Source organism: Haloplanus sp. XH21 (assembly GCF_023276355.1).
Lineage (GTDB): Archaea > Halobacteriota > Halobacteria > Halobacteriales > Haloferacaceae > Haloplanus > Haloplanus halobius.
Genome location: NZ_JALLPL010000003.1, coordinates 13,724 through 38,449 on the forward strand (window position 1 = coordinate 13,724; position 24,726 = coordinate 38,449).

Consider the following 24,726-nt stretch of genomic DNA (forward strand, 5'->3'; position numbering starts at 1 on the left):
CGATCCACTTCGAGTACCTGCTCAATCTTCCGAGGAGCAACTCCACGCTGACCAACTGATTCTCAAAGACTGCTAGCCACCTTGACCCCGATACTACTGGAAATTGGCTGTGAGTCTTCACAGAAATTCACATATTAGATAACTAAAATTAACTGAACTACATTATTTCTAATGGGTAATAATTATGTTCTTGAATGATAATTTCAGTGAGTGGTACACTGGCATGACAGAACTCAGCCAAATAACCGACGAAGACGTACCGAGACGAATTGTCGATGAAGATGAGTACTACGAGATCATCGGGAGCACGTTCGCTAATCGTGCAGAAGTTGATGTGAGCAAATACGAGGCGAGTCTTTCAGAGATAGGTCGACAGATCATGTCTACTGCTGGTGGGCCACTCTCTGCACCAGCACAACAGGCCTTTGAGGAGCTTGACGAAAATATCGCTGAAGAGCAGATACTGCCGTTGATCGATGAAGAATTGATCCAAGAACACCGTGACAATCCTATCGGAGCTCATAGCGATGATCTAGAGCGTGTTCTGAATTACTTCAGACGGCAACCGATGAGCGGCAAGTATGTGATCCTTGAAACTGAGAAGTTCGAGACCTTCTATATCGGCCAGCTCACTGGTAACAGGGGAGATAAGCCAGAAAAACTGGAGGATCCGCTCTCGTCGATCGACGAAGCGGACCATCTCCCCTATCCGCTGACATCGGTCGAACAGGCCGAACATGCTGTCTTCTTGAAGCGTGTGGATGACCTGCGATCCCAGTTTTCCGATTAAAACACACTCAAAATAACAATGACAACCGACGACCTTCCCACGAAAGAGATCACTGGCTACACTGACCAGTGGAGTTTCCAGCCAGGCGATACCGTACCGTTCAGAATCAACTGCGTTCCAGATGAGTATGAAGCGGAGATCGTCCGCGTCTATTGCGGGGACCTCAACCCTGAGGGGCCAGGCGTGAAAGAGGAAGTGATTGATGCCCCGGTGAACGACACGTATGATGGGCGAGTACAACAGATCCATGCTGGCTCCTATGCAAAAATTCCGGATGACCCGCATCTCAATCCAGAGGATGGGCTGACCCTGCAGGCGATGGTGCAACCCACCCTCCCAGAGAGAGGCACGCAAGCGATACTCAGCAAATTTTCTGACGGGGCGGGATACGGCCTCTACGTCGGAGAGGATGGTGACCTCTGTCTGCGACTCGCCGGTTCCGATGGCGACGTTGAAGAGGTAGCGACTGGTCTCTCGTTCGAGGGCGGCAAGCGGCAAGGAGCGACGTGGTACTTCGTTGGTGCAACATTCGACTCGGAATCGGGCGAGGTCATGCTCTATCAGGAGCCCCACCATGAGAGCCAACGTAAGCTCCTTCATCCGCTTGACGAGTACGAGGCTGTGGTCGAAGAAACGGTGAGTATCGACGGGATCGCAGCGAACGAATCTCCCTTCATGATCGGCGGAGAACCGATGGAACTCGACGACGGGACGTTCGTCGCTGAGAGCTGTTTCAACGGAAAAATAGAACGCCCGCGAGTGTTCAGTGAGTTGCTCGACCTCGCGGACATGCGCTCTGCCATTACCGGAACTGCACCCGCCGATGTGGCCAGTTCGCTGGCGGGCGCATGGGACTTCTCCGAAGAGATCTCCTCCAATGGCATCCCGGAATACACAGACGTCTCCGATGCCTCACCACACGAGAACCATGGCGAATTGATCAACACTCCTGCGCGGGGGATGACTGGATACAACTGGAGTGAAGACGAATACAACTTCACTAATGCGCCGGAGGAGTACGGTGCGATACACTTCCACCACGATGACCTGACGGACGCAGATTGGGAGTTGGACTTTGAGTACACCCTCCCGGACGGTTTGGAGAGTGGGGTGTACGCTGCCAGACTGCGCACTGACGATGATGAATTTTATATTCCCTTCTTTGTGCGTCCGGCGAGTCCGGAAGACACTGCACCAATCGCGTTCCTTGCGCCGACCGCCAGCTATCTAGCCTACACAAACGATCACTTGACGACAGATGGAGTGATCACTGAACCGCTGTCGGCACAGGTATCGGTTATGCGGGAGGAGGACATCTTCCTGAGCGAGCACCGTGAATATGGGCTTTCTCTGTACGATAGTCATGCCGATGGCAGCGGCATCATGTACTCTTCGCGGAAGCGACCGGTAATGAATATGGTGCCGAAGTATAAACATTGGCTCTCCTCGGTCCCGAGCACCCTGTGGCAATTCAACGCCGATCTTCACATCGTCGACTGGTTGGAAGAAATGGGATACGAGTATGATGTCGTGACCGACGAAGATCTCTATGAGGAAGGGTCTGATCTACTAGAACCGTACAACGTTGTGTTGACCGGAAGCCATCCGGAGTATTACTCCTCGGAAATGTGGGATGGCGTAGAAGCCTACCAACGGCAGGGCGGCCGATTCATGTACATGGGCGCAAACGGCTTCTACTGGTCAATTGCGTTCCATCCCCAAGATTCCCAGATCATTGAGGTCCGACGGGGAATCACGGGTTCAGGGGCGTGGTTCAACAACCCCGGAGAAATGCGGCACAGTTTCACCGGCGAGATGGGCGGTATCTGGCGGGACCGCAACAAACCCCCACAGAAGATCGCCGGAGTCGGCTGGATTGCTGAAGGATTCGACAAGTCTTCATATTACATGCGGAAGCCGGATAGTTACGAGCCGGAAACGGAGTTCATTTTCGAGGGAATCGAAGATGAACAGCTCGGTGATTTCGGCCTGATCGGACACGGGGCTGCTGGCCTCGAACTCGATATCTACAACGAGGATCTCGGCACCCCTGAAAACACGTACTTATTAGCTTCTTCGGAAGATCACACGCCAAACTACCTGCGGGTCGTCGAAGAAATTTTCTTCAATCTCCCGTACTATGGGGGCCCCGACGATCCTGAAGCGCGTGGTGATATCGTCTACTATAAACTGCCGAACGATGGGGCCGTCTTCTCGACTAGCTCCATTGGGTTCCACGGAAGCCTCTCACATAACGACTATGACAATAACATCTCTCAGATGATAGAAAATGTGCTGGATGAATTCGTGAAGGACGAACCACTCCCGTAGTAGATATTTCCATCTTCTTTTCAGTCCGGTGGTAAAACACTTCTCGGCCGATCAGCTGCTTACTTGAATATTCTCAAGGAGCCCCCAAGTGCCCACCACGAGTAGTATACCACCAATCACTGACACGATGCCCGACTGTGCTACGTCGGGTAGTCCTCCAGTCGCCATGCCGAGTGCCCCCGTCACGATGAGAAGGGCTTGGATGCCGGTCGCACGGGCGAGTGCCCCCCGTGGCGACGATTCAAACCGGTCGGCGTAGACGACCGCAATTTCGACGGCGGCGTGGGCCGTTATAACGACGGATGTCATGACCCCGACGCCGGTTCCGGAGAGGTACGCGGCCCCCAGAGCGAACCCCTCAATTGCCCTGTGAACGCTAACACTTCCAGTCGCCACGGTTCCCCTCAGACCAATGGGGTTCCTTGATTTCAATATCACCGTCGTTCCAATGAGTGTCATTCCGACTGTCGTCCCCACTAGGCCGACTATTGATACGTTATGGATGAAAGGAAGCACGAGGCTCACCCCGATCAGCGCAACCAATATGTGGATTCCACGATCCAAGAGTTGGCCCCACTGAGACAGGAATCGCCAGCCTACTCGAGCCAGCGTAACACCGCCGACGAGACCGCCGATCCCAGAGACAAAAAGGAGCGGCCAGAATGGAACGGCGGCGGCGTCCCCAAGGCTCCCATGAGCGACCGCTGGCCGGGTACACATCAGGATCAGCAACCACGGGGGTAATACCCGAAGCAGGCAATTGAACCCGGTGATCCGTGTCATGAACTATAATCTAATTCAAGTTGGTCTAAATATATTTCTATCCTAAGGGTAGTGCTCCAATTAGCTAATCCCATGCGAAGACAATACCTGCAACCAACTTTTGGTAGTGCTCGATTTGGCGCGATTAAATATATTGGTCGTGTCGCAAAGTCCTCTAGAGTTCAGTAGCAACTGACTCCCGTGAGGACGGAGTCACCTCTGGTGTCCATCCCACGAGGTGTCCCATGCACGCCACAATCGACGTGCGGTTCACGATTAGCATCGACGAGGCCAAAACGATTCCGCTCGCCACGGTCGCCGAATTCGTCACCGAGCAGAACGTCGAGTCGGTCTTGGTGGAAGCCGTGGTCGAGAGCCTCGACGATCTCGTCGGTCTCGTGGCGGATCGACGCGACGGTCCCGATGTCCTCGTGGTCGCCACGCGCGAACTGTACGCGCTCGGTGACGAACGACCGCGCGTCGTCCTCTCCCGGCTCAACGTCCTCGATCGTCGGCACTGCGTCGGTCGCATCCGACCGGGCGAGCAGGCGCTCGACCACGTGGCGGCGCTCGATGACCACATCGCCGATCGGATAATGAACAACGCTCTTGTGTCGAGGATTGTTGGTCGCGGCGGGAAGGGTTGGTTCGGGACGGTTGACTGCTCGGTTAAGCCCATAGTAACCGGAATCTGGCTCATTAATCTTCGAACGGCACTCGGCACGAAATCACCAGACAGCTCTCCACCAACAATCGCTTACCCAAGAGCGAGAGCAGTATGTGGATATCGCCGAGGCGCGGATCAAGCAAGAACGTGGGACGCTGACGAACTACGAATCGCTCAACGTAGAAGTTATTCGATAAATTATCCCGATTCCGGGTCTTTGAGCCCGCTGAGTCCCTACACCCCCAACTCGCCCTCGGGCAGCGCCGCCGCGAGGTCGGGCGCCGCGGCGAGCAGCGCCTCGTCGGCGGCGTAGGGGGTGACGAACTGGACGGCGACGGGGAGCCCGTCGACCCGGCCGGCCGGGAGGCCCACGACGGGCGTGCCCGCGTGGGTCCAGGGCAGGTTCATCACGGGGTCGCCCGTGGTGTCGAGGCTCTCGGGGGCGGGGCCGGGCGCGGCGGGGCAGGCGAGGACGTCGACGCCGGCCTCGGCCATCCACTCAGCGACGTGGGTCCGGAACGCCTCTCGGTTCCGACGGGCGTCGACTAGCGTCGAGACGTCCGTGTCCCGGCCGCTCTCGATCAGCTTCACCGTCTCCTCGGCGTAGCGGTCGCCGTACGCCTCGAACCACTCCTCGTGGGAGAGGGCGAACTCCGCGGCGACGAGCGAGCGGTGGTGCTCGTAGGCGCTCGTCGTGTCGAGTTCGAACCGGCGCACGTCGAGGCTCTCGTCGAGCGCCTCGACGGCGGCCTCGAACGCCGCCTGCCCCGTCTCGGAGGCCCGGTCGAGGTAGCTCCCCTCGGGGACGCCGACGGTCGGTCGCTCCCCCGTCGGCTCGGCGGCGACCGCGTCCCATTCGTCACAGAGAACCCCGGCGGCGAGCTGCGCGCCCGCCACGTCGACGGTGAACGCCCCCATCTGGTCGACCGAGGGGGCACAGGGAACCACGCCATTGACGGAGATGCGTCCGTAACTCGGCTTGAAGCCGACGATTCCACAGAAAGCCGCGGGGCGGATCACCGAACCGATGGTCTGGCTGCCCAGCGCGAGGGGGAGCGCGCCGGCCGCGACCGCGGCCGCGCTCCCGGAGGACGACCCGCCGGGGGTGTGGTCGAGGTCGTGCGGGTTCCGGGTCGGGCCGGGCTCGAAGTGGGCGAACTCGGTGGTGACGGTCTTTCCGGCGACGTAGGCGCCGGCCCCCCGGAGCGCCGTCACCGCGGCGGACTCGGGGCCGGTGAGGGCCACCGGCGGGACGGCGGACCCGGCGCGGGTCGGGAACCCGTCGACGTGGTAGATGTCCTTCACTCCGACCGGGACGCCGTACAGCGGCGGCCGGGACCAGGCGTCGTGCTCGCGGGCGACGCGTGCCGCCGTCGTAGTCACGCGGTCGCGGTCGAACTGCACGAACGCCCGGACGTCCGGCTCGACCGCCTCGATGCGGTCGCACAGGGTCTCGGCGTACGTCACGGGGTTGCGGGCGCCGCTCGCGGGGGCGCCGACGGCCTCTCCCAGGGGCTCCTCACCGACGGTGTCGGTTATGTCACCCCTTGACGACACGGGGGGTGTTATATCTGTGCCCTGTGTCGACTTCGTGTTTAGTTTGGAGCATTGTGCCAGCAAGCGAAACTCTGCAACCAGTTTTCAGCTGTTGTTGGTTCGACGTGGCTGAAATAATTTGAAAACGAAGAAGTTCGTCGTTTTACTTCTCTAAAGATACGTTCGATGGCATTCCGATTTCCGTGGCGTTCTGTCTGAAATCAGAGCCCTGATCGGTCGAGTGCAGTTTGGAGATGTTTGGCGCCATCGACGAGAAACAGGGCGGATTCGACATTGTGTTTCTCCCGCAGTTCGTTGAGAAAGAGTTCGGTGAGACCGATTGTAGTGGTCGAAAACAGCCGTAGATGGAGTAATTCGTTCGTCTAAGGATTCGCGGCGGCATACAGCCAGAACTGCTGGTCGTTGATGCGAATCACCGTTTCGTCAACCGCAACCTGATTCGGAGCCTTTCCGCTGACCGGCTGTAGATCGGCCTTCTGGACCCAATCGTGAACCGCTTTCCGAGAACGTTTGACACCCAAACTATCAAGAGCAGAGGGAGCGTGGTCGCGACGATTCTGCTCGTTGTCGGACTCCTCGTCATCGGCGGCATCATCTGAGCGGGTTAGGTGTTCACGCCGGCTCAGCGACCATCTCGTCGGATCGCGTGTCGGTCTGGTCGAAGGAGACCGACGAATCACTGGTCGTAGCCATTGGGTTCACCGAATCAAGTTCACGGCAACTGCGTCTGCTCAGACCGCGCCGCACCCCTCAGGGGCGTTCAAAAAACCGCTCTGTCGGTCAGCGGAGCTCGTGGCGTTCGTTCGCAAAGCCAACCGAGACGAGGTACTCGAGGAACTCGTCGAACCGCTCGACGTCACTGGGCGTGTCGGTCGCAAGATGACGCGCCCACTCGATGGCCCACTGGAAGGCAGGATCCGTGCCACCCTTGCCGTGAATGTACCACCAGCGCGCCGCCTTGAGAACCACTATGGGATTCGTCGGCGGCTGCTCACCGGCGAGCCCACGGGTGATGGATTCGATTTCGTCGGGCACGTCGGCGGAATCGACCTCCCCTGATTGCGTGTTGTCGATATCGACGGGAATATCGTCGACCGAGACGTTGTCGGGACTCTGTTGTTGACTCACTGGAAGTCACCTCTGAGAGCTTTCGAAGGAGCCCTCGCCCTCTCTGGGGGGGCACGAAAAACAGGTCGCGAAGTCACGCCGGCGGGAGGTAGACGCTCTGTTCGCCGGCGATCTCCTCCAGGTTGTTTCGATGACGGTGGCTGAAGTAGCACTCGTAGCTGCAGTATCCACAGATAGCGCCGGTATCGTATTCGGCCACGTACGGGCCGCGGCGAGTTCGCCAGACGTTCGTCCCGCACTCGGTACAGACAGCGTCCTCGAGATCGGCAGGATTCGGACCCTCGTACTCGATGTCGAGCCCCTCGTCTTGTGGAGTCGTTTCGGGCCAGATTCCGTGGTTCCTCCAAAACTTACGGACGCGAGCGAGGCTGTGGCGCACCGTCTTTCGCACGGTGACGTGGTCGGCGTCGCGACCGCTGTCGTCCCAGCCGTCGGCCGTCCAGAACTCACCGAACTGCGCGCCGCGATGCAGCCCGTTCCAGTCGACGCCGACGATGTCGGCTGGTGGCTCGTCCGTGAGTGTCGGCCTGGTCAGCTGTCGAATGGCGTCGAGCTGCTTGGGCGGACTCCCGCCGAGGATGTGGACGCGCCGCCCTCTCCAATCGGCAGGGTCGGAGAACTCGTGGGCCAGGCGGTCGGCGTATCCTCGTGAATACCCGAGGACGAGGGTCTCCGGGATCGCGTCGATCACCGCTTGACACTTCGGGACGATGATGAGCTCGGCTTCGGGGTAGCTGCCCTGAATCTCGCGCGCAGCAGTGACGTGGTCGTCGATGTCGGCAGGTTCGCAGACGTCGCCGACGATGCCGACCTGTGGCTCGTGCTCGAAGAAGCGATCGACGAATCGATTCAGGTCGGGATTCCGGAAGTCGTTGTCGAGCATTCCGACGGGGATGTCCAGACCCTGATACTGGGTCTGCTGGTACCCGCAGTCCTCCCGGAACCCTGGTAGGAATCCGAGCTTGTATGCATCCAGAGCAAATGGCGCTCGATGGAGGAACGCCACGCTGTCGGCTTGTCTAGCGGCGTCAATTTCACGCGCAGTGCTGCAGCTCGTACTGATTTCGAGCGACATGAGTAGTGGCTGCGAGGGCGATCTGGCCGCCCTGCACTCTCTCAGGGGGACGAAAAACAGAGCTGCAGTCGGACATTAACCAACACAATCCTCCGAAACCAGCATGGTGTTGGTTAATCCGGAGGATCTTTACCGCCGACACTCGCTACGAGGCTGTTCACGATAGATCTGTACTCACGGTCCCGTTCAGCGATGAGTCAGATACTCAGTCAAATCGGCGGGATGCACAGGATGAAACAGGAATCCGAACCGTGTCTTGCATCATGGATTCAACCACGTTCGAGGTAGAGCGAGTACAAGACGATCGCCAGGCCAATTGCCACGAGGATGCTATTGATCAGGATCCCCATCTCCAGGGAGACCGAGAGAATTTGATGGGCGATCCCTGCGAGAAATACGCCGAACGTGATGACACCAAACCCGATGCCGAGAACGCGGAGCGATGGCGTTCCCGTGTTCCGATAGGCTCTGAACGCGATATACGTGATCCCGCTTCCCAGGAGTAGAATCACCGTCTTGACGACGACGATGGCTGTTTCCACCCAAATCATAGTTCATCCCCCATCTTCGACCAGATGTCCGCAAGCCGTTCGTCAGCGTTCCGTGGCGGCCGCTCGACGGTCACCGAGAAGTCGTCGTCCTCGTCCATGGAGATCGTCACGTCGTCGAAGTCGCGTTCGTATTTCGTAGTTCGCCCCCCGCCAGGATTGATCGTGTCCTGTTCGTGGACGAGTGAGGCATCGCTAAGGAGTTCGAGTTTCCGATACAACGTCGATTTTGGGATGTCGCAGGTGTCAATAAGTTCGGTTGCGGTCATGGGTTCAGCTGTTTCACGGAGGATGGCCCGACAGTCGGCGTCGTCCAGCGCATCAAGGACAGCCTGCAACGATGGCGAGTCCTCAGATGACGCTGAATCACGCACCATTGTCTGAATTTGGCAGGTACTCGGGATATGCTATGCGATTACGATTTCCCAGGTAGGGAATGGGACTAGCCTGCGAACGCTGGTATCTTCCAGGGATTACGACTCGGAGTCGTCTCCGGGCTGCCGTTTTCCATCGTCGATAATCTTGTAGAGGCCTCGACCGACCGGATGGATCTGTCCGTGCTCATGGAGTCGGGCACACGTTTGGTCGACCGTGATCGGATGCTGATCTGCAGTGCGGGCGATGTCCATGACATGGAGCGGCGACTCATCCCCGAGTATAGCCAGGACTTCCCGGTCGAGTTCGCGACCAATGTCACTCATCACATCCGTTGCTCGGCCAGCGGTCGCTTCCTTCTCCTGACGCGATTCTGCATGCTTGGTCATCACGCGTAGCCCCACTCTCTGCGTAGACCTCCAGCAGTTCCTGGTAGCGATTCCGAATCGTAACCCGGCTCACGTGGGCCGCGTTGCTCACCGTCTCCTGTGTCAGTTGTTCGTTCGTGAGGTGCGTCGCCGCGTAGAGTGCGGCTGCGGCGAGTCCGGCAGGACTTTTCCCACTATGTGCGCCCGCTGCCTTTGCCGTGGTGAGGAGATCGCGCGCTTGACGCACGGCCTCGTCGCTCACATCGAGTGCTGACGCGAACTGAGGGACGTATTCCAGGGGATCCGCTGGTTCAATCTCTAGTCCGAGTTCCCTGGAGATATATCGATAGGCTCGCTGAATTCGGATTTCTGCGACACGACTGACCTCAGCGAATTCAGCCAGCTGTCGGGGCGTCCCGTGTTGTCTGGCTGCGGCGTATAGTGCGGCTGTTGCCATGCCTTCGATGGACCGGCCCGGCAGGAGATCTTCTTCGACTGCCCGTCGATAGATCGCTCCTGCCGTCTCTCGAACTGGGTCCGGAACATCGAGGGCGGATGCCATCCGACTGATCTCGCCGAGTGCCTGTTTGAGATTCCGCTCGTGGGCGTCTTTCGTTCGGAACCGTTCGTCCCACGTGCGAAGCCGCTGGAGGCGGGCTCGCTTCCGGCCGGATACCGATTGGCCGTACGCATCCTTGTCTTGCCAGCTGATCGTCGTACTGAGCCCCTTATCGTGCATGAGCTGGGTGGTCGGCGCGCCGACACGGCTTTTCTCGTCGTTTTCGTCGCTATGGAACGCCCGCCACTCCGGCCCACGGTCGATGGAATCCTCGTCGAGGACCAAACCGCAGTCGTCGCAGGTCGTCTCTCCGTGCTCATGGTCCTGCACGATCTGCCCGTCGCACTCCGGACACGATGAGAGCGACTGAGATTCGGTGACCGACTGCCCGTCATCTGTGCGGTCGTCTTCGATATCGAGTTGTGTTTTAGTCATGGATGCTGGGGTTCAGTACTGACGTTCGCTCACTCTGAATGGGTCTCTCTAACAATGGTGGGGGTCGGTAGTCGAAGAGCATGCGGCGGAATCCCAGGCTTTGGGAATCTGCCAATATGATTTACCATCACCAAATGAAAAATGCTAGCTCAGAAAAGTGGCCACGTCTCCTCGCAAAGTTTCAGCCAGTATATGGTGTGCTGTCGTCACCCAGAGAAGTCGCTGTACGACACCGCACCCTGGTCGACGATTGTCTGGCTCTCGGGGACCTCTCCGTCTGGCGGCATACTCCCTTCAGCTGGGCCGCCGGGTTCACCCACGACGATGCGGCCGATCATGCCGAGACCCTTGTGCGGGGTACAGAAGTAGTCGTACGTCCCTTCGGTCTCGAATGTATGTTCAAACGTTGCGCCCTGTTCGCTGATGATCCCACTGTCGAAGGTTTCAGCCCCGTCTGGGATACGTGTAACTGACGCCTGTCCTGTCCCCTTCTTGTACGCTGTCGCAGAGTGGCTTCCGCTGTCGATCTCGAACGTGATCGTCTCGCCGGATTCGACGAGGAGCCCGATCGGATCGAAGTAATAGTCGCTTCCCTCGGTGACCATCAGAACGGTGTTCGTTCCCCCGTTCGTCGGTGAATCCGTCTCACCGCTTGCGTCGGGGTTCGAACTACTACAGCCAGCCAGCCCGGTGAGACCGGCGGTTGCAGCGATTCCACCTGCTTTCAGGACCTGTCGACGCTCCATACCTGATTATCGGAACGCCACTGATAGACCACTTGGGCGGATTCCCACCCCTCGGGATTCCGCCATCGGTTGACTATCGCTGCTCTCGAAATTCTACCCATAGCAATGAGTGATCGCCTCGGAACGTCCGGAACTGGCATCTCACGGCGAGAATTCATCGCAACGGCGGGCAGTGCTGGCGCGGTGAGTCTCGCGGGGTGTGCAGCCTCGACCGGTAGCACAGAGACTCCGGTCCCAGCCACCCCCACTGCCCATTCGTCGCCCGACCTGGAAAAGTGGGTCGAGGAAGTCCCTCGGCCAGGTGTCGTGGAACCGGTCGGGACGAAGGACGGGAGCCCGTATTACGAGGTGGAAATGCGCGAGGTTGAGCAGGAAATCCATCCTGATATTCCCCCGACGACCGTCTGGGGATACGATGGCCAGTACCCAGGGCCGACGATCGAGGTTCGGCAGGGTGACCCAGTATACGTGCGCTGGAAGAACAAGCTGCCGGACGAGCATCTCCTGCCGGTCGATACGACCATACACAGCAGCACGATTCCCTACGACAGTACCGGCGTGCGGGTCGTGACTCACCTCCACGGCGGGAACGTCGAGCACACGAGCGACGGCAAGCCGAAGGCGTGGTTCACGCGGAACTTCGAGCACACCGGCCCGAAGTTCGAGAAGAAGGACTACTACTACGTCAACGACCAGCCCCCGGCCACGCTCTGGTATCACGACCACTCGCTCGGCATCACTCGACTGAACGTCTACGCCGGTCTCGCCGGACTCTACCTCCTCCGGAACGATCACGAGGAGTCTCTCGGTCTGCCGTCGGGCGAGTACGAGATTTCACTGGTGCTCCAGGACCGCAGCTTCAACGAGGACGGTTCGTTGTTCTACCCGACCGCCGTCTCCGGCACGGACGGCGACTCGCCGAATCCCGACCCGAGCATCGTTCCGCAGTTCTTCGGCGACACGTCCGTCGTCAACGGGAAGGCCTGGCCGCGGCTTTCGGTCGACCCCCGGAAGTACCGATTCCGGATCCTCAACGGTTCGAACTGCCGGTTCTATAACCTCAAGCTGTTCGAGTACGACGAGTCGGACGGAACGACCGGCACGGGCGGGCCACCGTTCACCCTCGTCGGCAACGACGGTGGCCTCCTGGCCTCACCGGTCACGATCGAGGAGCGACTGGAGATCGGCACGGGCAAGCGTGCCGACGTCGTCGTTGACTTCTCGGACTACGCCGGACAGACGCTCCTGTTGCACAACGACGCCGCGGCGCCCTACCGTGGACCGAACATCAATACCGGGGGTCAACAGCCGCTGCCGGAAGTGATGCTCATCGACGTCGCAGCCGGTGATATCGACGACCCTAGCCAGGTTCCGAATACGCTGACGGACGTGCCCGACATCCCCGTCGACTCGGTTACCGAGGAACGGTATCTCCCATTGACCATGAGTACCGACGACTACGGACGACGATTGCACCTCCTGGGTTCGGATGCGGAGTCCTTGCCCCACAGGCTGTACGACCCAGCTACCGAGGAGCCCATCCTTAACGACACGGAAATCTGGAGCTTCGCGAATCAGACAGGCACGTCCCACCCGATGCATCTGCACCTCGTGCACTTCCAGGTGCTCGGGCGACAGCCGTTCAGTGAGTACGACCCCGAAGCGGAGACGATCGATGTCGAGGCCCTCGAATCCCCCGCATCGGAAGAAACTGGCTGGAATGATGTCGTCACGGCGAACCCGGGAGAGGTAACCCACGTGCTCGTGCACTTCGGCGAGTTTGAGGGCCTATTCAACGACCAGATCGGCTGGTATATGTGGCATTGCCATATGCTCGAACACGAGGACCACGACATGATGCGGCCCTTTAGAGTACTGCCGAGTGCTGACGAGGATATACGTGAACGACCTCATCATTCGGTGGACTAGGTACGAACCGAGTCGGACAGCAGTCCCAGTTGAGGCACCCCTATGTGGATTATCAGGGCAATACAATTCCGACTGAATCAGTCAGGTAGAAGTTGCTCCTCGGCCAAGATTCGATAATGGTTCCGGAACGGTCCCGGCTTCGTGGTTCACGTCGGCCATTTTCAGTTCTGTTCTGCGCTCTCGTCGGACTTACGCAGGTGCCCATCGTATCCGCCCATGGGTCGACGGCGACTGGTGGGCTCTCTCAGGGGCATGGCATCGTTCTCGCCATCGTGGGCGTCGGTTTGCTCGGCGGAGCCAGCGTGCTCAAACGAACGAACCGCATCTCGCCAACAGTCGCCCTCTATGGTGTATTCTTGGGCATCACCGCGACTGCCCTCGGTGCCGTCCTCTTCGAGGGGTTGTCACCGGATCCCACGTACACGGCGCGTTCGATGCCGTTTCCGCGATCGTGGTATCCCCTCATATCGGTCACAACTGGGTTCCTGATCATGCTGGTGAGTGTAGTCGTCGGCTGGCTTCGCTGGCCGACCCGGCCACGGTACACCTACCTCGGCATCCTCATGGGGTTGTGGATCACGTACCCCTACCTCATCCCAGGGCCAGCAAGCGACTCGCATCCACTCGGCTATGCGATCGTCTTGGGAACGCCAGTCCTCGTCGGCTACGTCGTCTGGACGGACGCTGGAAGCGTCCTACGCAGGATTCTGCAAGATCCGGTTGTCCGGCGGTTCGGTATCGGTGTGGGAGTCGTCATGGCGTTGTTCTTCGTCTCCGTCACCGGCTATCTCTCGTTCTTCCCGGAAGAGGGGCTCCCCCACGAGCGGGTGGTCGTCGTCATTCCTACGATTTACCAGCTCGTGACGTGGCCCGTTCTCGAAGTCTATCTCCCACATATCCCCCTGTTCGTCGCGATATCACCCGCGCAACTCATCGTCGTCGGAATGCTGAGCACGCTCATCGGATTGAATGCGGCGCTCATCGCCCGCCACTGGCGGGTCGAAGAACGGGCCGGGCTGACGGAGGGCACTGCGGGAAGTGCTGCGATTGTGGGGTCGTGTACCTGTGGCTGCTGTGGGCCACTCGTCGCTAAAATCGCGGTACTGGCGGCGGGGCCATCGATTGCCGCGCCGCTGTACTGGGTGTTTGTCGACTCCGCCTCCCCGGTCAGTACCCTATTCGTCATCGGGAGTGTCGTTCTGTTCGCAGGGAGCCTGATTTATTCCGTCGAATCCGCACAAGAGGCCGGACAATCCGCGTCGATCGCTCCAGCCGATTAACTCCGGCACCAACTGAATCCCCTCTCCGACGGTCGACAACGAGGATCTGTGAACTGCCGCTGACGTCCGTCCCGAAACAGCGGCGAGTCGTGAAGCGGGATGGTACGAGTGGAAACCTATACGCCTCTCCCCCACAGGAGTTCGTATATGGCGAATTCCGGTCCGTCCACGTTCATGCTGGGCATCGTGCTCGGAATCGTACTCGTCGTCTTGGGTGTCGGTGCCTACGTGCTTTCTGACTTTGCGAGTATTACGGCGCTCATTCCTGCCATCTTCGGGGTTGTCATCGCTATCTTGGGCGTCGTGGGTCGCCAGCAGCCGGCTCGGCAACGGCTGGCTGCCTACGGGATTGGTGTCCTGGCGGTGCTCGGCGTGCTGGGGTCGATGCGGGGGATTCCAGCGATTCTTGCGTTGCTGACCGGCGAGGCAGTCGACTCCGTTATCGCGACCGTTTCACAGGGCGCGATGATCGTCATCTGCCTCGTCCTCCTCGCCGCTGTGATCCAGTTCGTCCGCGAGACGCGTGCATCGACGAATCCGTGACCAATCATCTCATCGGCGACATTCTTCCAGGAGATGCGAATCCATTCCAAGCATTCCGGCGGAGATGTAGTGCTGCCTGAGTTGGGCCTGCTGTTACCTCGAGTACTTTGAGAAACCCCCTATTCGATAGTCAATGCCTCGATAGAGGCTGAAGACACGTATTGATGAATCTCGCTAATAGGCAGAGACAGAGACCGTCACGACTCTGAACTGGGCTGTAGTACCCGTCCTGGTCCGGGACGCTTCGGACCCTTGAATACCCGTTCGACCGAACACGATGAGTATGGAAGTCTCGAGTATCGCAGTCGATGAGTCCGTCTCGACCGTCTTCCCCCCCGAACAGCTGCGGGATGCCCTCACGGACATCGTCGACGTAGCGATCCTCGATGCTGGTGCCGACTCGCTCGAACCGTACGACGGTGTCGTCACGATGGCCTATCACGAGAGCTACCTCGAGGGGGTCGACTGGATACACTCGATTCAGGCTGGTGTCGACCGATTTTCTTTCGAGGAATTGCGCGAGCACGGAGTGCTCCTCACGAACAGCAGCGGCATCCACGGTCCGGCGGTCGGCGAGACCGTCGCGGGATACATGCTTTCGTTCGCACGTCGACTGCTGCCAGCCGTGAAATCGCAGACTCAGCGGGAGTGGTCGCCTCCCGCATGGGACGACGCCTATACGCTGGCAGACGAGCGATGTTGCATCGTCGGGTTAGGGACGCTCGGACGGGGAATCGTGGACCGGGCGACCGCGCTCGGACTCGACGTCGTCGGCGTCCGTCGCTCGGGTGACTTGCTCGACGGGGTTCGAACAGTCTACACACCGGACGACCTCCATACGGCGATCCGGGATGCGAAGTTTGTCGTGCTCGCGATACCGCTCGTCGACGAGACTCGCCATCTCATGTCCACCGAGGAATTCGCCGCGATGCGTGACGATGCGATTCTGATCAACGTCGCGCGTGGCCCTGTCGTCGACCAGGCGGCTCTCGTCGACGCCCTCGAAGCTGGGGCGCTCGGTGGGGCTGCACTCGACGTCTTCGAGGCGGAACCGCTGCCCGAGGAGTCCCCCCTTTGGGAGTTCGAGGAGGTTCTCATCACTCCCCACTGCGCAGGATTCACTGAGGACTACTATCGGAACGTCGCGGATCTCGTCCGGGAGAACATCGCCCACATCGACGCCGGCGAGGAACTCGTCAATCGGATCGTGTAGCCGAGTGGCTTGGGATTACGCGGATCGCATAGATCGAACAGAGGCACACGATAGACTTCCACTATAGCTGTTCAGTGATATGCTCCTTGAGCAGCGTCCGGTGACAGCGTTTCTTGTCGGTGTTCTCGAAACAGACGAAGACAAGGTGTTCGTCGTCACGAAGCCGATCCGTGAGCTCAGCAACTGCCTCCTGAGCATCCGGTGCTTCGGTGAGATGTGTTCGGTACCGGTCCTCGAATCCGACCTCGTCCCAGGCAGCATTATGGGCGCCTTCGTCACACATCCCCTGCATTTTGAAATCCTCGTGGCGCTGTTTGAACTCGTCCAGGAGGTCTGGCGGTGGACCGAGTGCCGGGTAGTTCTCGTCGATCGTCGTTCTGAACCAGCCAGTAGGCCGTCGTACCACACCCACGAGCGTAGCCTCCGGGGAGATGTCTACGAGATCATGCTGTAGCGCTGCGACGTACGTGTCCTCGAGGAGGTCAGAGGTGGTCACGATCTCTGTCTTTGCCGTTCGGCGCCCAGCGTAGTCAACCTCCCGGTGGATGTCTATGGCCCCTGCCCGCTGGGGGGTTTTGTGATCGTTCGCAGAGCGAGAATATGGCTGGGCTATGCTGTCGAGACTGTCCAGCGGGTAGGACGACCGACATCGATTCGGTTAGCGGATTGACGCATTACTGCCGGAGTACGGTCCAAATAGAAACTGCACGTCCAACAGGTATCGAATCAACGGCTGTTTGTCGATATCGAAAGCTATAGTCCGATTTGTGAGCAAGAGCTAGGGGAATGTCGTGGATCTTGCTCTTTGTAGCTGGCCTGTTCGAGATCGCTTGGGCAATTGGCTTAGAGTATTCTGACGGCCTCTCAGAACCAATCCCGACAGCGGGTACAGTCATCGCGCTCATCATCAGCATGGTGTTACTCGCGAAAGCGATACAAAACCTGCCGATCGGAACCGCGTATGCTGTCTGGACGGGGATCGGCGCAGTTGGCACTGCCACGCTCGGCATCGTCTTATTCGACGAACCGGCGACGAGTGCCCGTCTCCTCTTCATCTCCGTGATCGTCTTCGGGATCGTTGGCCTCCACTTCGTCTCTGGAGGCCATTAACGACGACTCACCGAACGGAGTCCGGCGGTTACCAGCCGTACTCCTGGTGGACCTGGCGACCTTCTTCGTTCAACAGTGGTCCGACCACATCGCTGACGCCATCCAGAATTTCCGCGCACCGAACTGTTGGCTCGCTCCCGGTGAACGCCGCGATTTCATCACTCCCGACACTGTAGACGACGCGGCCGAACCCAGCTGTCGCCATCCCACCAGCACACATCGGACACGGCTCGGTGCTCGTATACATGACCATTGCAGCGCGCTCATCAGCGTCGTACTCTCGGCACGCACGGTACGCGAGATGGAGTTCGGGATGGCGTCGGATATCATCCTCCGTAATCTCGCGGTTCGAATCGTTCATGATGACAGTATCGTCGCGGACGAGCACGGAGCCAAACGGTTTGTCGCCACGAACGGTAGCCTCGCGCGCTAGCTCGAAGGTCTCGCGCATATGTGCGTCGTGATCAAAATCGTCGAAATTGGGAGTTGCCATAGCTGTATGGTAGTCTCTCTGGGTGAAGTACTTGGTTGGAACGGCGACTCAGGCTTCGTTTGGCCTGTGACGGTCCCTGTCGGTTGGTCTATCCTTCGGGAGGTGATGACGGTGATTTTTCACCCCGCTGCCAGCCTCCCCTCTGACCTCCAGTATTCCAGATGTAGAGTGGTTAAGAGTCTGCAACGCGGACTTACCTACCGAGGAATGATTCTAAGTGACGGATAGAATGAAGGCTGTTCGCATGCACGAGTTCGGCTCACCGGATGTCCTCAGATACGAGGATGCGCCCCGCCCGGATCCGGTTGATGATGACGTTCTCGTTCGGGTTCACGCAGCGGGTGTCAACCCAGTCGATTGGCGGATTCGTCAGGGAATGCAGATGGTGTCGATGCTGCCCGAGAATCCGTTCCCCATTATTCTCGGGATGGATGTTTCAGGCGTCGTTGAGGAGGTTGGCGCGTCAGTTACCGAATTTGAGTCGGGCGATGCAGTGTTCGGTGTCAATGGGTTCCCGGAGTTAGGCTCCTATGCGGAGTATTCGACTACACCTGCCGAACAACTTGCCCCGAAGCCAAAATCTCTCGATCACGAGGGGGCAGCTGGCGTGCCGGTCGTCACGCAGACCGCCTGGCAAGCGTTGTTCGAGTATGCTGATTGCACGGCCGACCAGCGAGTTCTCATCCACGGCGCAGCCGGTGGTGTCGGACACATGGCCGTTCAGCTGGCGAAATGGAAGGGGGCCGACGTAATCGTCACGGCATCGGGATACAGCGAAGACTATCTCCGGGAGTTAGGCGTCGACGAGTTCGTGAACTACCGCGAGGAGCGCTTCGAGTCAGTGATTGACGAGGTCGATATCGTGGTAGATACAGTCGGGGGTGAAGTCCCAGCACGCTCAGTCGACGTGCTCAAGGAAAATGGGGTGCTCGTTTCAGTCGTTGGACAACCATCGGGAGCGCTCACCAACAACCACGACATCGATGTACAGGTGGTAAGTGGGCGGTCGAATTCCCCGTCGCTGCTAACCACCATTAGCGAACTGATTGACGCCGGGGAAGTACGCCCCACGATCAGTGCCGAATTCCCACTCGAAAATGCAGCTCAGGCACACGAAGTAGGTGAGACAGAACACGTACGAGGGAAACTGGTTCTCAGCGTAGCGTGATTCGACGTGTCATACATTGAATTGGGATCTACAGCCAATATCGAGAGGATCTACCACTTCAATTTTTGTGACAATAATATTAGAACTAATCCTCCAACACCGATCAACGTGACCATCGCCCTGTAGCGGATGACTTACGGGATGCACTTACCGAGAGAGTAATAGAACGGATGGAATGGATACGGAAACTCCGGAACTCACCAGCAGCAGCCGTGATTTTCGCGAGTACGCTCGTCGCTGTCATGGGTGTCTCACTCATCAGCCCAGTACTCCCAGCGGTACAGGAGGCGTGGAACATTTCGGAGGCACAGGCCAGCCTCTTGCTGTCGGCGTTCACGCTCCCCGGAATCTTTCTCACTCTCCCGATTGGACTGCTAACCGACCGCATCGGTCGGAAACCGATTTTGATCCCGGCGCTCGTCATCTTCGGACTCAGTGGCGGCGGCATCATCTTCATTTCCGATTTCACCCTGATCTTGGTCCTGCGAGCCATCCAAGGGGCGGCGAGTAGTGCGATTGCGATGCTCACGGTCACACTCCTCGGCGACCTCTATTCCGGTGAACAACGACGAGTGCTGATTGGGACCAACGCGGCGATTCTCGCGGTGGGTGCTGCTGGCTATCCGTTACTCGGCGGTGCGCTCGCGACAGTCGCTTGGTCGGCTCCCTTCGCGTGTTTCTTCCTCGCGTTACTCGTCGCTGTTCCCGGTATAACTCTGCTTGAGGAGCCACAACGTGAGGAGAACGGTGGGAATTCGAGCATCCGTGCATTCCTCACCGGGCCCACATCGATGACCCCCTTCGTCGTGCTCTATCTCGCAATCTTCGGTATCTTCGTCATCCTCTATGGCGCGCAACTCACTGCCGTTCCGTTCCTGCTCGCCAACGAATATCAGCTCTCTTCAGCGGGTATCGGCCTTCTCGTGGGATTACCCGCGGTTACGATGGGAGCGACAGCCATGCAGGGTGATCGCGTGCTTCGGTCGCTTACCAGTTTTCAATCGATCGCACTGGGATTCATGAGTTACGGGGCCGGACTCGTCATCGTCGCCGCCGCGGACTCCATCCACGTGGTTGCTGTCGCACTCTTACTGTTCGGTCTTGGCCAGGGACTCGCTGAACCGATTACGGATACTGCACTCAACGAACGAGCACCAGAGGAATTTCGCGGAAGCATCATGAGTGTGCGAACTAGTGTACTCCGACTTGGCACGACAGTCGGCCCGCCGCTTAGTGTCGGGGCTGCAGCACTGTTCGGCTATCGTCAAACCCTGTTAGTGTCTGGTGCCGCTGCCTTCTTGATCGGCGTAACGTGGTTTACGGTGAGACGTCAGTGAACACTCAAAGTCAGCTAACAGATTGGAGATGGAATGTGTTCATTGGTGGGTATCCAGAATTCGACGTACGGTGACCTCGGCAAGCTGTGTGAAACCCACTGTATCCGGCATAACATCGACAGCGATCCCATGCTTGTCGACAGCACGTTTTGTTGGTGCTCCTATCGCTCCAACAATCGTCTCCTCTAGCTCGCGTTGGAGTGCAGCGACAGCGTCACGTTCAGTCGCAATTTGAACGAAGTGCTCTACCGTCTTTGGCGAGGTGAACAGTATACCGTCCAGCTTACCGTCTACCGCAAGTGAGACCGACTGTCCCGCAGTCTCCGGTCGTTCCAAGCGATATAAGGCTGTTTCGCTGACAATTGCACCAGCTGCTTCCAGTCCTTCAACAAGTACTTCGCTGCCGTGTGCACTTCGAGCAAGTTCAACGGTTTGGCCCTCGACATCAGTAAATAACTCGTCGACGAGTCCTGTGGAAGTGAACGTCGATGGAACGATATCGACTGAATAGCCCCGATTGCATAATGCGGTTGCAGTCTGATCCCCGACAGCACAAACAGTGGCTCCTCGTTGTTTCCATCCCGCTGTCGCAGCTAGATCGACACCGGTCTCGCTTGTGAAGATACAGTAATCCGCATGTTGGGGAACCTGACCGGTCGGTGTGATTGCCAGCATCGGATCTGGAATCGGGGATACATCGAGTGACTGGAGATACTCGACCGCCTCAACGATACGGCTGTCGTCGGGTCGGAGAACAGCCACCGTCGGCTGGGACATATTGAACAGTTAGCCGATGCTGGACTTGTGTGTATCGAGAATCGGCGACCAGTCTCGAACGATTCAAACCGGCATCCTGCTAATTGCCGGTATGGACGACGAGTCTCACGACCACGTTGTTCCGGGAAGTGATGAAGAGTTGGCCACGCCAGACGTGCAGGGCTACGACTTCAGTGGCGAATTCGATTTTCAGGAGATGCTGGAAGCGTATGCAACGACGGGCTTTCAGGCGACGCAACTCGCAGAGGCCATCGACATCGCCGAGCAAATGCAAGACGCCGATGCCACGATCTATCTCACATGCACGTCGAATATCATCTCGTCGGGATTGCGTGAAGTCGTCGCCTACCTCGTTCGTGAAGGGTACGTCGACGTGCTTATCACGACCGCGGGATCGCTGGCGGAGGATGTTATCAAAACGGCGAAGCCGTTCAAAATGGGAGAGTGGGATGTGGACGAGGCCGCGCTCCGGGAACAAGGAATCAACCGTCTTGGGAATCTCTTTGTTCCTTCCGACCGATACGTCTGGTTGGAAGAGTACCTGTACGACTTCTTCGAGGAGTTCTTTGCCGAGGAAAAGGTTCGGACGCCGACGGCGTTTGCCCGCGAGTTAGGGGAGACACTCGACGATCCGGATTCAGTTCTGAAACAAGCAGCGGACCACGACGTTCCCGTGTACTGTCCGGCACTGACAGACGCCGAGGTTGGGAACTTCCTCTATTATTACCGACAAGGATACGATTCGGAGGTTGGCATCGAGATTCTCGACGACTACGACTCGCTCATCGAGGACGGGATGCTCGCCGACACGACGGGTCTGATCGCAGTCGGAGGGGGCGTCCCGAAACACCATGCGATCATGACGAATCTGTTCCGCGGCGGGGCGGATTATGTCGTCTACATCTCGACTGGTATGGAAGGGGATGGCTCACTCTCTGGAGCGCCCCCGAACGAGGCAGTATCATGGGGGAAAATCAAAGACGATGAGCAGACGAATTACACGCAGGTCGAAGCAGAGGCGACGCTCGTCTTCCCACTGCTCGTGGCGGGTGCTTTCAGCGAGTGAGCGTGATCTGCTGATACTTGGCGGTCGACCGTTTACTCCGAGTGAGCGGGAGATCCAAGTTGATCGTTGCCTTCTCTGGAGGCGGTCGCAGCCACCTGATCTCCGTTCGCCGGGAGCAGGCGGCGCTTCGAGTTGAAGACGACAATGAGACTGCTGATAGCCATCATAACGGCGGCGATCAACGGCGTGATTACGCCAACTATTGCCAGTGGGAGTGCGATCGCGTTGTAGCCAGCCGCCCAGAGGAGGTTCTGTTTGATTCGGCTCCGAGTGTCACTCGCCAGTCCGAAGAGTTCGGGAACAGCGCCGAGACGGTCGTCCAGCACCACCGCATCGGCCGCCTCAATCGCAAGTTCGGTGCCGCTTGAGACCGCAATCCCGAGGTCTGCGCTGGCGAGTGCGGGCGCGTCGTTCGTCCCATCACCGATCATCGTTGTTGTTCCGCGCTCGCGGAGTCCCTGGACGATTGCTTCCTTGGACTCGGGGCGCACACCTGCAAATACGTGATCGATCGCTGGATGGTTCGCGAACGTCTCGGTCATCCGCTCGTCGTCGCCGGTCAGTACGACGATTTCTCGACCCCCATCCGCGAGATCGGAAACCACGCGGTCCCAGTTCTCACGGGGCGTATCTCGGACCGTGACGATCCCGTGGACGACGCCTTCCCATGCGACCGCCGTGGGATGCGTGCCCGACTCGTAGGCGTCCGTGACGGCGGCCTCGATATCCGCAGAGATCGTCCACTCGTCGTCGGTGAAGGAGTCGGGATGGCCAACTATCACGCGGGTATCGTCGACGAGCGCCGATACGGTACGGTCGGAACGCTCGAAGCTCGATACCGAGCGTGTGGTTGGCGGGGCGGCGTCGTCGATCGCAGCGGCGATAGGGTGGCTCGATCGGCGCTCAACGGCAGCCGCCATTGCAAGCACTTCGTCGGGGGTGTCGCCAACGACGTCTGCGAGTTTCATTTCCCCCGTTGTGAGTGTCCCTGTCTTGTCGAATACGACGATTGAGGAGTCGTCGATCCGTTCGAGTACCGTCTCGTTGAGAACGAGCATCCGATTGTCGGTGGCATCGCGAGTGGCCGCCGCGAGGGCAAGCGGGGTCGCGATCCCGAGCGAGCACGGACACGAGACCACTAACACGGAGACACCGACTAGTATGGCTGTATTCAAGTCGTTGCCAAGGGCGAACCAGCCAGCGGCAGTCAGCGCGGCGAGTCCGAGTACGAGCGGGACGAACAGCACTGCAAAGCGGTTGACAATACGCTGGACGCCCGTTGCCGAACTCTTGACGTTCCAGAGGAGTTCGACGAGACGATCCATCGTGCTGGTGGCATCTGGGCCAACTTCGACGACAATCGCGCTGTCAGTGAGAATCGATCCCCCGAGTACGCTGTCCCCGACGGATTTGCGTTGCGGGAGCGATTCGCCTGTGACGAGCGCTTCGTCGATCGCGGCAGTCCCGTCGACGATCTGGCCGTCGACTGGGATCCGTTCGCCAGGTTTGACTAACAGCCGATCGCCGGGCTCACACTCTTCTATTTCGATGGTTTCGGTGGCCTCGCTGCCGTTGTCGAGCCGGCGGGCCTCATCAACGCGTGAATCAGTGAGGTCAGCGCGATTGCCGAGCGCAGCACGTTTGACTTGTGACTCGAGATGGTTGCCGATAGTGACGATCGCGAGCACCATCACTGCGACGTCGAAGTACGGGTCGCGCCCGCCCGTGAGATAGGTGGCCATCGAGTAGAGATACGCGGCGAGCACCGCGATGGCGATCAATACGTCCATATTCGGGCGACCGACTTTTAAGCTCACGTAGGCACCGCGGAAGATCGGGTATCCAAGCCCGATGACAATGAGCGTGCTCCAGACCGCTAGCGGCCCGAACACCATCGCCTCAACGGTACTCCCGTAGAGGAAGCTCTCAGGATAGATGCCGAGATACACTGGATAGATGAATAGGACGTAGAGAATCAACACAGGCATCATCAGTAACGCCGCGAGCACCGCACGGTATTTGCCGAACTCGACGCGCGAGCGCAGCGAGTCGTTTTCCTCGTCGGGACCGTGGGCCTGATAGCCCAGTCGACTTAGTGCAGCGGCGATCGTGTTGCGATCGATACGGTCTGGATCGTACACCACCTGCGCCATTTCAGTCGCGTAGCTCGCACGCGCCTCATGAACGCCCTCCTCTTCCTCAGCAAGGAGTTCGATGAAGCCTTCGCAGGTCTGACAGTGCATGCCGTCGATCGAGAGATACGCCGTTTCGGCATCCTCAGGGACATCGGATTGAGAATCCCCGGCCTCGACACGGTCACGGACGGCCGCAATCGAGAGGTCGACATCCTCACCGTTGTCAACCAAGCGTGCAACCTCTAGACAGCCCCGACAGCAGAATTTGCTGTCGGTGTTCTCGTCGGTGATTGGGTCTTCGACAGGGAGCTCACAGAGTGTGCAGGTGGACATG

General features: G+C 58.8%; 23 protein-coding genes and 2 pseudogenes. 11 read left to right on the forward strand and 14 right to left on the reverse strand.

Annotated elements, in window-relative coordinates; all coding sequences use genetic code 11:
- The first annotated feature begins 223 nt into the window (after nucleotides 1-223).
- Nucleotides 224-790, forward strand: a complete 567-nt coding sequence (locus tag MXB53_RS15035; protein ID WP_248898383.1) for a N,N-dimethylformamidase alpha subunit family protein — start codon at nucleotides 224-226, stop codon at nucleotides 788-790.
- Between the two features lie 18 nt (nucleotides 791-808).
- Complete coding sequence (locus tag MXB53_RS15040) at nucleotides 809-3,121, forward strand: N,N-dimethylformamidase beta subunit family domain-containing protein (protein WP_248898384.1); 2,313 nt, start codon at nucleotides 809-811, stop codon at nucleotides 3,119-3,121.
- Nucleotides 3,122-3,172: 51 nt separating this feature from the next.
- On the opposite strand, the gene MXB53_RS15045 is transcribed toward MXB53_RS15040, so the two are convergent.
- Nucleotides 3,173-3,904 (reverse strand): hypothetical protein, encoded by a 732-nt coding sequence (locus MXB53_RS15045; RefSeq protein WP_248898385.1) that lies wholly within the window; start codon nucleotides 3,902-3,904, stop codon nucleotides 3,173-3,175.
- A gap of 224 nt (nucleotides 3,905-4,128) precedes the next feature.
- On the opposite strand from MXB53_RS15045, the pseudogene MXB53_RS15050 reads away from it, so the two are divergent.
- Nucleotides 4,129-4,266: pseudogene (locus tag MXB53_RS15050) on the forward strand (ISH6 family transposase); the annotation flags it as partial.
- A gap of 518 nt (nucleotides 4,267-4,784) precedes the next feature.
- Here the strand turns inward: MXB53_RS15050 and MXB53_RS15055 are convergent.
- The 9 genes and pseudogenes from MXB53_RS15055 to MXB53_RS15095 all read right to left on the reverse strand — a co-directional run bounded on the left by MXB53_RS15055 (nucleotide 4,785) and on the right by MXB53_RS15095 (nucleotide 11,341).
- Nucleotides 4,785-6,107: an amidase gene (locus tag MXB53_RS15055; protein ID WP_248898386.1), complete on the reverse strand. Its 1,323-nt coding sequence runs from the start codon at nucleotides 6,105-6,107 to the stop codon at nucleotides 4,785-4,787.
- A 38-nt stretch (nucleotides 6,108-6,145) separates the two neighbouring features.
- Nucleotides 6,146-6,637 (reverse strand): annotated as a pseudogene (locus MXB53_RS15060) (IS6 family transposase); the annotation flags it as partial.
- Nucleotides 6,638-6,887: 250 nt separating this feature from the next.
- Nucleotides 6,888-7,235, reverse strand: coding sequence for a DUF8013 domain-containing protein (locus tag MXB53_RS15065; RefSeq protein ID WP_248898387.1), 348 nt, complete (start codon nucleotides 7,233-7,235; stop codon nucleotides 6,888-6,890).
- Nucleotides 7,236-7,308: 73 nt separating this feature from the next.
- Nucleotides 7,309-8,310, reverse strand: a complete 1,002-nt coding sequence (locus MXB53_RS15070; protein ID WP_248898388.1) for a DUF6610 family protein — start codon at nucleotides 8,308-8,310, stop codon at nucleotides 7,309-7,311.
- Nucleotides 8,311-8,579: 269 nt separating this feature from the next.
- Nucleotides 8,580-8,861, reverse strand: a complete 282-nt coding sequence (locus MXB53_RS15075; protein ID WP_248898389.1) for a DUF7521 family protein — start codon at nucleotides 8,859-8,861, stop codon at nucleotides 8,580-8,582.
- Nucleotides 8,858-9,235: a winged helix-turn-helix domain-containing protein gene (locus MXB53_RS15080; protein WP_248898390.1), complete on the reverse strand. Its 378-nt coding sequence runs from the start codon at nucleotides 9,233-9,235 to the stop codon at nucleotides 8,858-8,860. The genes MXB53_RS15075 and MXB53_RS15080 overlap by 4 nt, the downstream gene beginning before the upstream one ends.
- Before the next feature lie 96 nt (nucleotides 9,236-9,331).
- A complete protein-coding gene (locus tag MXB53_RS15085; protein ID WP_248898391.1) occupies nucleotides 9,332-9,559 on the reverse strand; it encodes a transcriptional regulator in 228 nt (75 codons plus the stop codon).
- Nucleotides 9,552-10,595, reverse strand: a complete 1,044-nt coding sequence (locus tag MXB53_RS15090; protein WP_248898392.1) for a transcription initiation factor IIB — start codon at nucleotides 10,593-10,595, stop codon at nucleotides 9,552-9,554. Before MXB53_RS15090 ends, MXB53_RS15085 begins: the two co-directional genes overlap by 8 nt.
- Before the next feature lie 206 nt (nucleotides 10,596-10,801).
- Nucleotides 10,802-11,341, reverse strand: coding sequence for a plastocyanin/azurin family copper-binding protein (locus tag MXB53_RS15095; RefSeq protein ID WP_248898393.1), 540 nt, complete (start codon nucleotides 11,339-11,341; stop codon nucleotides 10,802-10,804).
- 105 nt (nucleotides 11,342-11,446) lie between these two features.
- Here MXB53_RS15095 and MXB53_RS15100 point away from each other — a divergent pair, with 105 nt between their 5' ends.
- The 4 genes from MXB53_RS15100 (at nucleotide 11,447) to ddh (ending at nucleotide 16,306) form a co-directional block, all read left to right on the forward strand.
- Nucleotides 11,447-13,270: a multicopper oxidase family protein gene (locus MXB53_RS15100; RefSeq protein WP_345779745.1), complete on the forward strand. Its 1,824-nt coding sequence runs from the start codon at nucleotides 11,447-11,449 to the stop codon at nucleotides 13,268-13,270.
- A gap of 197 nt (nucleotides 13,271-13,467) precedes the next feature.
- On the forward strand, nucleotides 13,468-14,550 hold the full coding sequence (locus tag MXB53_RS15105; RefSeq protein WP_248898395.1) for a hypothetical protein: 1,083 nt from the start codon (nucleotides 13,468-13,470) through the stop codon (nucleotides 14,548-14,550).
- Between the two features lie 147 nt (nucleotides 14,551-14,697).
- Complete coding sequence (locus MXB53_RS15110; protein WP_248898396.1) at nucleotides 14,698-15,093, forward strand: hypothetical protein; 396 nt, start codon at nucleotides 14,698-14,700, stop codon at nucleotides 15,091-15,093.
- A gap of 277 nt (nucleotides 15,094-15,370) precedes the next feature.
- The gene (gene ddh / locus MXB53_RS15115) at nucleotides 15,371-16,306 is read left to right on the forward strand and encodes a D-2-hydroxyacid dehydrogenase (protein WP_345779746.1); all 936 of its coding nucleotides are present in this window, start codon (nucleotides 15,371-15,373) and stop codon (nucleotides 16,304-16,306) included.
- Nucleotides 16,307-16,367: 61 nt separating this feature from the next.
- Here ddh and MXB53_RS15895 read toward each other — a convergent pair whose 3' ends face one another.
- Nucleotides 16,368-16,802: a DUF488 domain-containing protein gene (locus tag MXB53_RS15895; RefSeq protein WP_248898398.1), complete on the reverse strand. Its 435-nt coding sequence runs from the start codon at nucleotides 16,800-16,802 to the stop codon at nucleotides 16,368-16,370.
- A 290-nt stretch (nucleotides 16,803-17,092) separates the two neighbouring features.
- Here MXB53_RS15895 and MXB53_RS15125 point away from each other — a divergent pair, with 290 nt between their 5' ends.
- Nucleotides 17,093-17,416, forward strand: a complete 324-nt coding sequence (locus tag MXB53_RS15125) for a DMT family transporter (protein WP_114579067.1) — start codon at nucleotides 17,093-17,095, stop codon at nucleotides 17,414-17,416.
- A gap of 28 nt (nucleotides 17,417-17,444) precedes the next feature.
- Here the strand turns inward: MXB53_RS15125 and MXB53_RS15130 are convergent, their stop codons facing one another.
- Nucleotides 17,445-17,909 (reverse strand): nucleoside deaminase, encoded by a 465-nt coding sequence (locus tag MXB53_RS15130; RefSeq protein WP_248898399.1) that lies wholly within the window; start codon nucleotides 17,907-17,909, stop codon nucleotides 17,445-17,447.
- A 229-nt stretch (nucleotides 17,910-18,138) separates the two neighbouring features.
- Between MXB53_RS15130 and MXB53_RS15135 the strand changes: the two genes are divergently transcribed.
- On the forward strand, nucleotides 18,139-19,077 hold the full coding sequence (locus MXB53_RS15135; protein WP_345779748.1) for an NADP-dependent oxidoreductase: 939 nt from the start codon (nucleotides 18,139-18,141) through the stop codon (nucleotides 19,075-19,077).
- 170 nt (nucleotides 19,078-19,247) lie between these two features.
- Complete coding sequence (locus MXB53_RS15140) at nucleotides 19,248-20,414, forward strand: MFS transporter (RefSeq protein ID WP_283102428.1); 1,167 nt, start codon at nucleotides 19,248-19,250, stop codon at nucleotides 20,412-20,414.
- A 39-nt stretch (nucleotides 20,415-20,453) separates the two neighbouring features.
- On the opposite strand, the gene MXB53_RS15145 is transcribed toward MXB53_RS15140, so the two are convergent.
- Nucleotides 20,454-21,191, reverse strand: coding sequence for a uroporphyrinogen-III synthase (locus tag MXB53_RS15145; protein ID WP_248898402.1), 738 nt, complete (start codon nucleotides 21,189-21,191; stop codon nucleotides 20,454-20,456).
- Between the two features lie 91 nt (nucleotides 21,192-21,282).
- Between MXB53_RS15145 and MXB53_RS15150 the strand changes: the two genes are divergently transcribed.
- Nucleotides 21,283-22,257 (forward strand): deoxyhypusine synthase, encoded by a 975-nt coding sequence (locus tag MXB53_RS15150; protein ID WP_248898403.1) that lies wholly within the window; start codon nucleotides 21,283-21,285, stop codon nucleotides 22,255-22,257.
- Between the two features lie 32 nt (nucleotides 22,258-22,289).
- Here MXB53_RS15150 and MXB53_RS15155 read toward each other — a convergent pair whose 3' ends face one another.
- A complete protein-coding gene (locus MXB53_RS15155) occupies nucleotides 22,290-24,725 on the reverse strand; it encodes a heavy metal translocating P-type ATPase (RefSeq protein ID WP_248898404.1) in 2,436 nt (811 codons plus the stop codon).
- Between the last annotated feature and the right edge of the window lies 1 nt (nucleotide 24,726).

What these genes read in the sequence shown, in the direction of transcription:
- MXB53_RS15110 (WP_248898396.1), top strand. Translation starts at nt 14,698, where the DNA reads ATGGCGAATTCCGGTCCGTCCACGTTCATGCTGGGCATCGTGCTCGGA.
- MXB53_RS15135 (WP_345779748.1), top strand. Translation starts at nt 18,139, where the DNA reads ATGAAGGCTGTTCGCATGCACGAGTTCGGCTCACCGGATGTCCTCAGA.
- MXB53_RS15100 (WP_345779745.1), top strand. Translation starts at nt 11,447, where the DNA reads ATGAGTGATCGCCTCGGAACGTCCGGAACTGGCATCTCACGGCGAGAA.
- MXB53_RS15045 (WP_248898385.1), bottom strand. Translation starts at nt 3,904, where the DNA reads ATGACACGGATCACCGGGTTCAATTGCCTGCTTCGGGTATTACCCCCG.
- MXB53_RS15095 (WP_248898393.1), bottom strand. Translation starts at nt 11,341, where the DNA reads ATGGAGCGTCGACAGGTCCTGAAAGCAGGTGGAATCGCTGCAACCGCC.
- MXB53_RS15075 (WP_248898389.1), bottom strand. Translation starts at nt 8,861, where the DNA reads ATGATTTGGGTGGAAACAGCCATCGTCGTCGTCAAGACGGTGATTCTA.
- MXB53_RS15085 (WP_248898391.1), bottom strand. Translation starts at nt 9,559, where the DNA reads ATGAGTGACATTGGTCGCGAACTCGACCGGGAAGTCCTGGCTATACTC.
- MXB53_RS15125 (WP_114579067.1), top strand. Translation starts at nt 17,093, where the DNA reads ATGTCGTGGATCTTGCTCTTTGTAGCTGGCCTGTTCGAGATCGCTTGG.
- MXB53_RS15150 (WP_248898403.1), top strand. Translation starts at nt 21,283, where the DNA reads ATGGACGACGAGTCTCACGACCACGTTGTTCCGGGAAGTGATGAAGAG.
- MXB53_RS15155 (WP_248898404.1), bottom strand. Translation starts at nt 24,725, where the DNA reads ATGTCCACCTGCACACTCTGTGAGCTCCCTGTCGAAGACCCAATCACC.
- MXB53_RS15035 (WP_248898383.1), top strand. Translation starts at nt 224, where the DNA reads ATGACAGAACTCAGCCAAATAACCGACGAAGACGTACCGAGACGAATT.
- MXB53_RS15070 (WP_248898388.1), bottom strand. Translation starts at nt 8,310, where the DNA reads ATGTCGCTCGAAATCAGTACGAGCTGCAGCACTGCGCGTGAAATTGAC.
- MXB53_RS15080 (WP_248898390.1), bottom strand. Translation starts at nt 9,235, where the DNA reads ATGGTGCGTGATTCAGCGTCATCTGAGGACTCGCCATCGTTGCAGGCT.
- MXB53_RS15145 (WP_248898402.1), bottom strand. Translation starts at nt 21,191, where the DNA reads ATGTCCCAGCCGACGGTGGCTGTTCTCCGACCCGACGACAGCCGTATC.
- MXB53_RS15130 (WP_248898399.1), bottom strand. Translation starts at nt 17,909, where the DNA reads ATGGCAACTCCCAATTTCGACGATTTTGATCACGACGCACATATGCGC.
- MXB53_RS15140 (WP_283102428.1), top strand. Translation starts at nt 19,248, where the DNA reads ATGGAATGGATACGGAAACTCCGGAACTCACCAGCAGCAGCCGTGATT.
- ddh (WP_345779746.1), top strand. Translation starts at nt 15,371, where the DNA reads ATGAGTATGGAAGTCTCGAGTATCGCAGTCGATGAGTCCGTCTCGACC.
- MXB53_RS15040 (WP_248898384.1), top strand. Translation starts at nt 809, where the DNA reads ATGACAACCGACGACCTTCCCACGAAAGAGATCACTGGCTACACTGAC.
- MXB53_RS15090 (WP_248898392.1), bottom strand. Translation starts at nt 10,595, where the DNA reads ATGACTAAAACACAACTCGATATCGAAGACGACCGCACAGATGACGGG.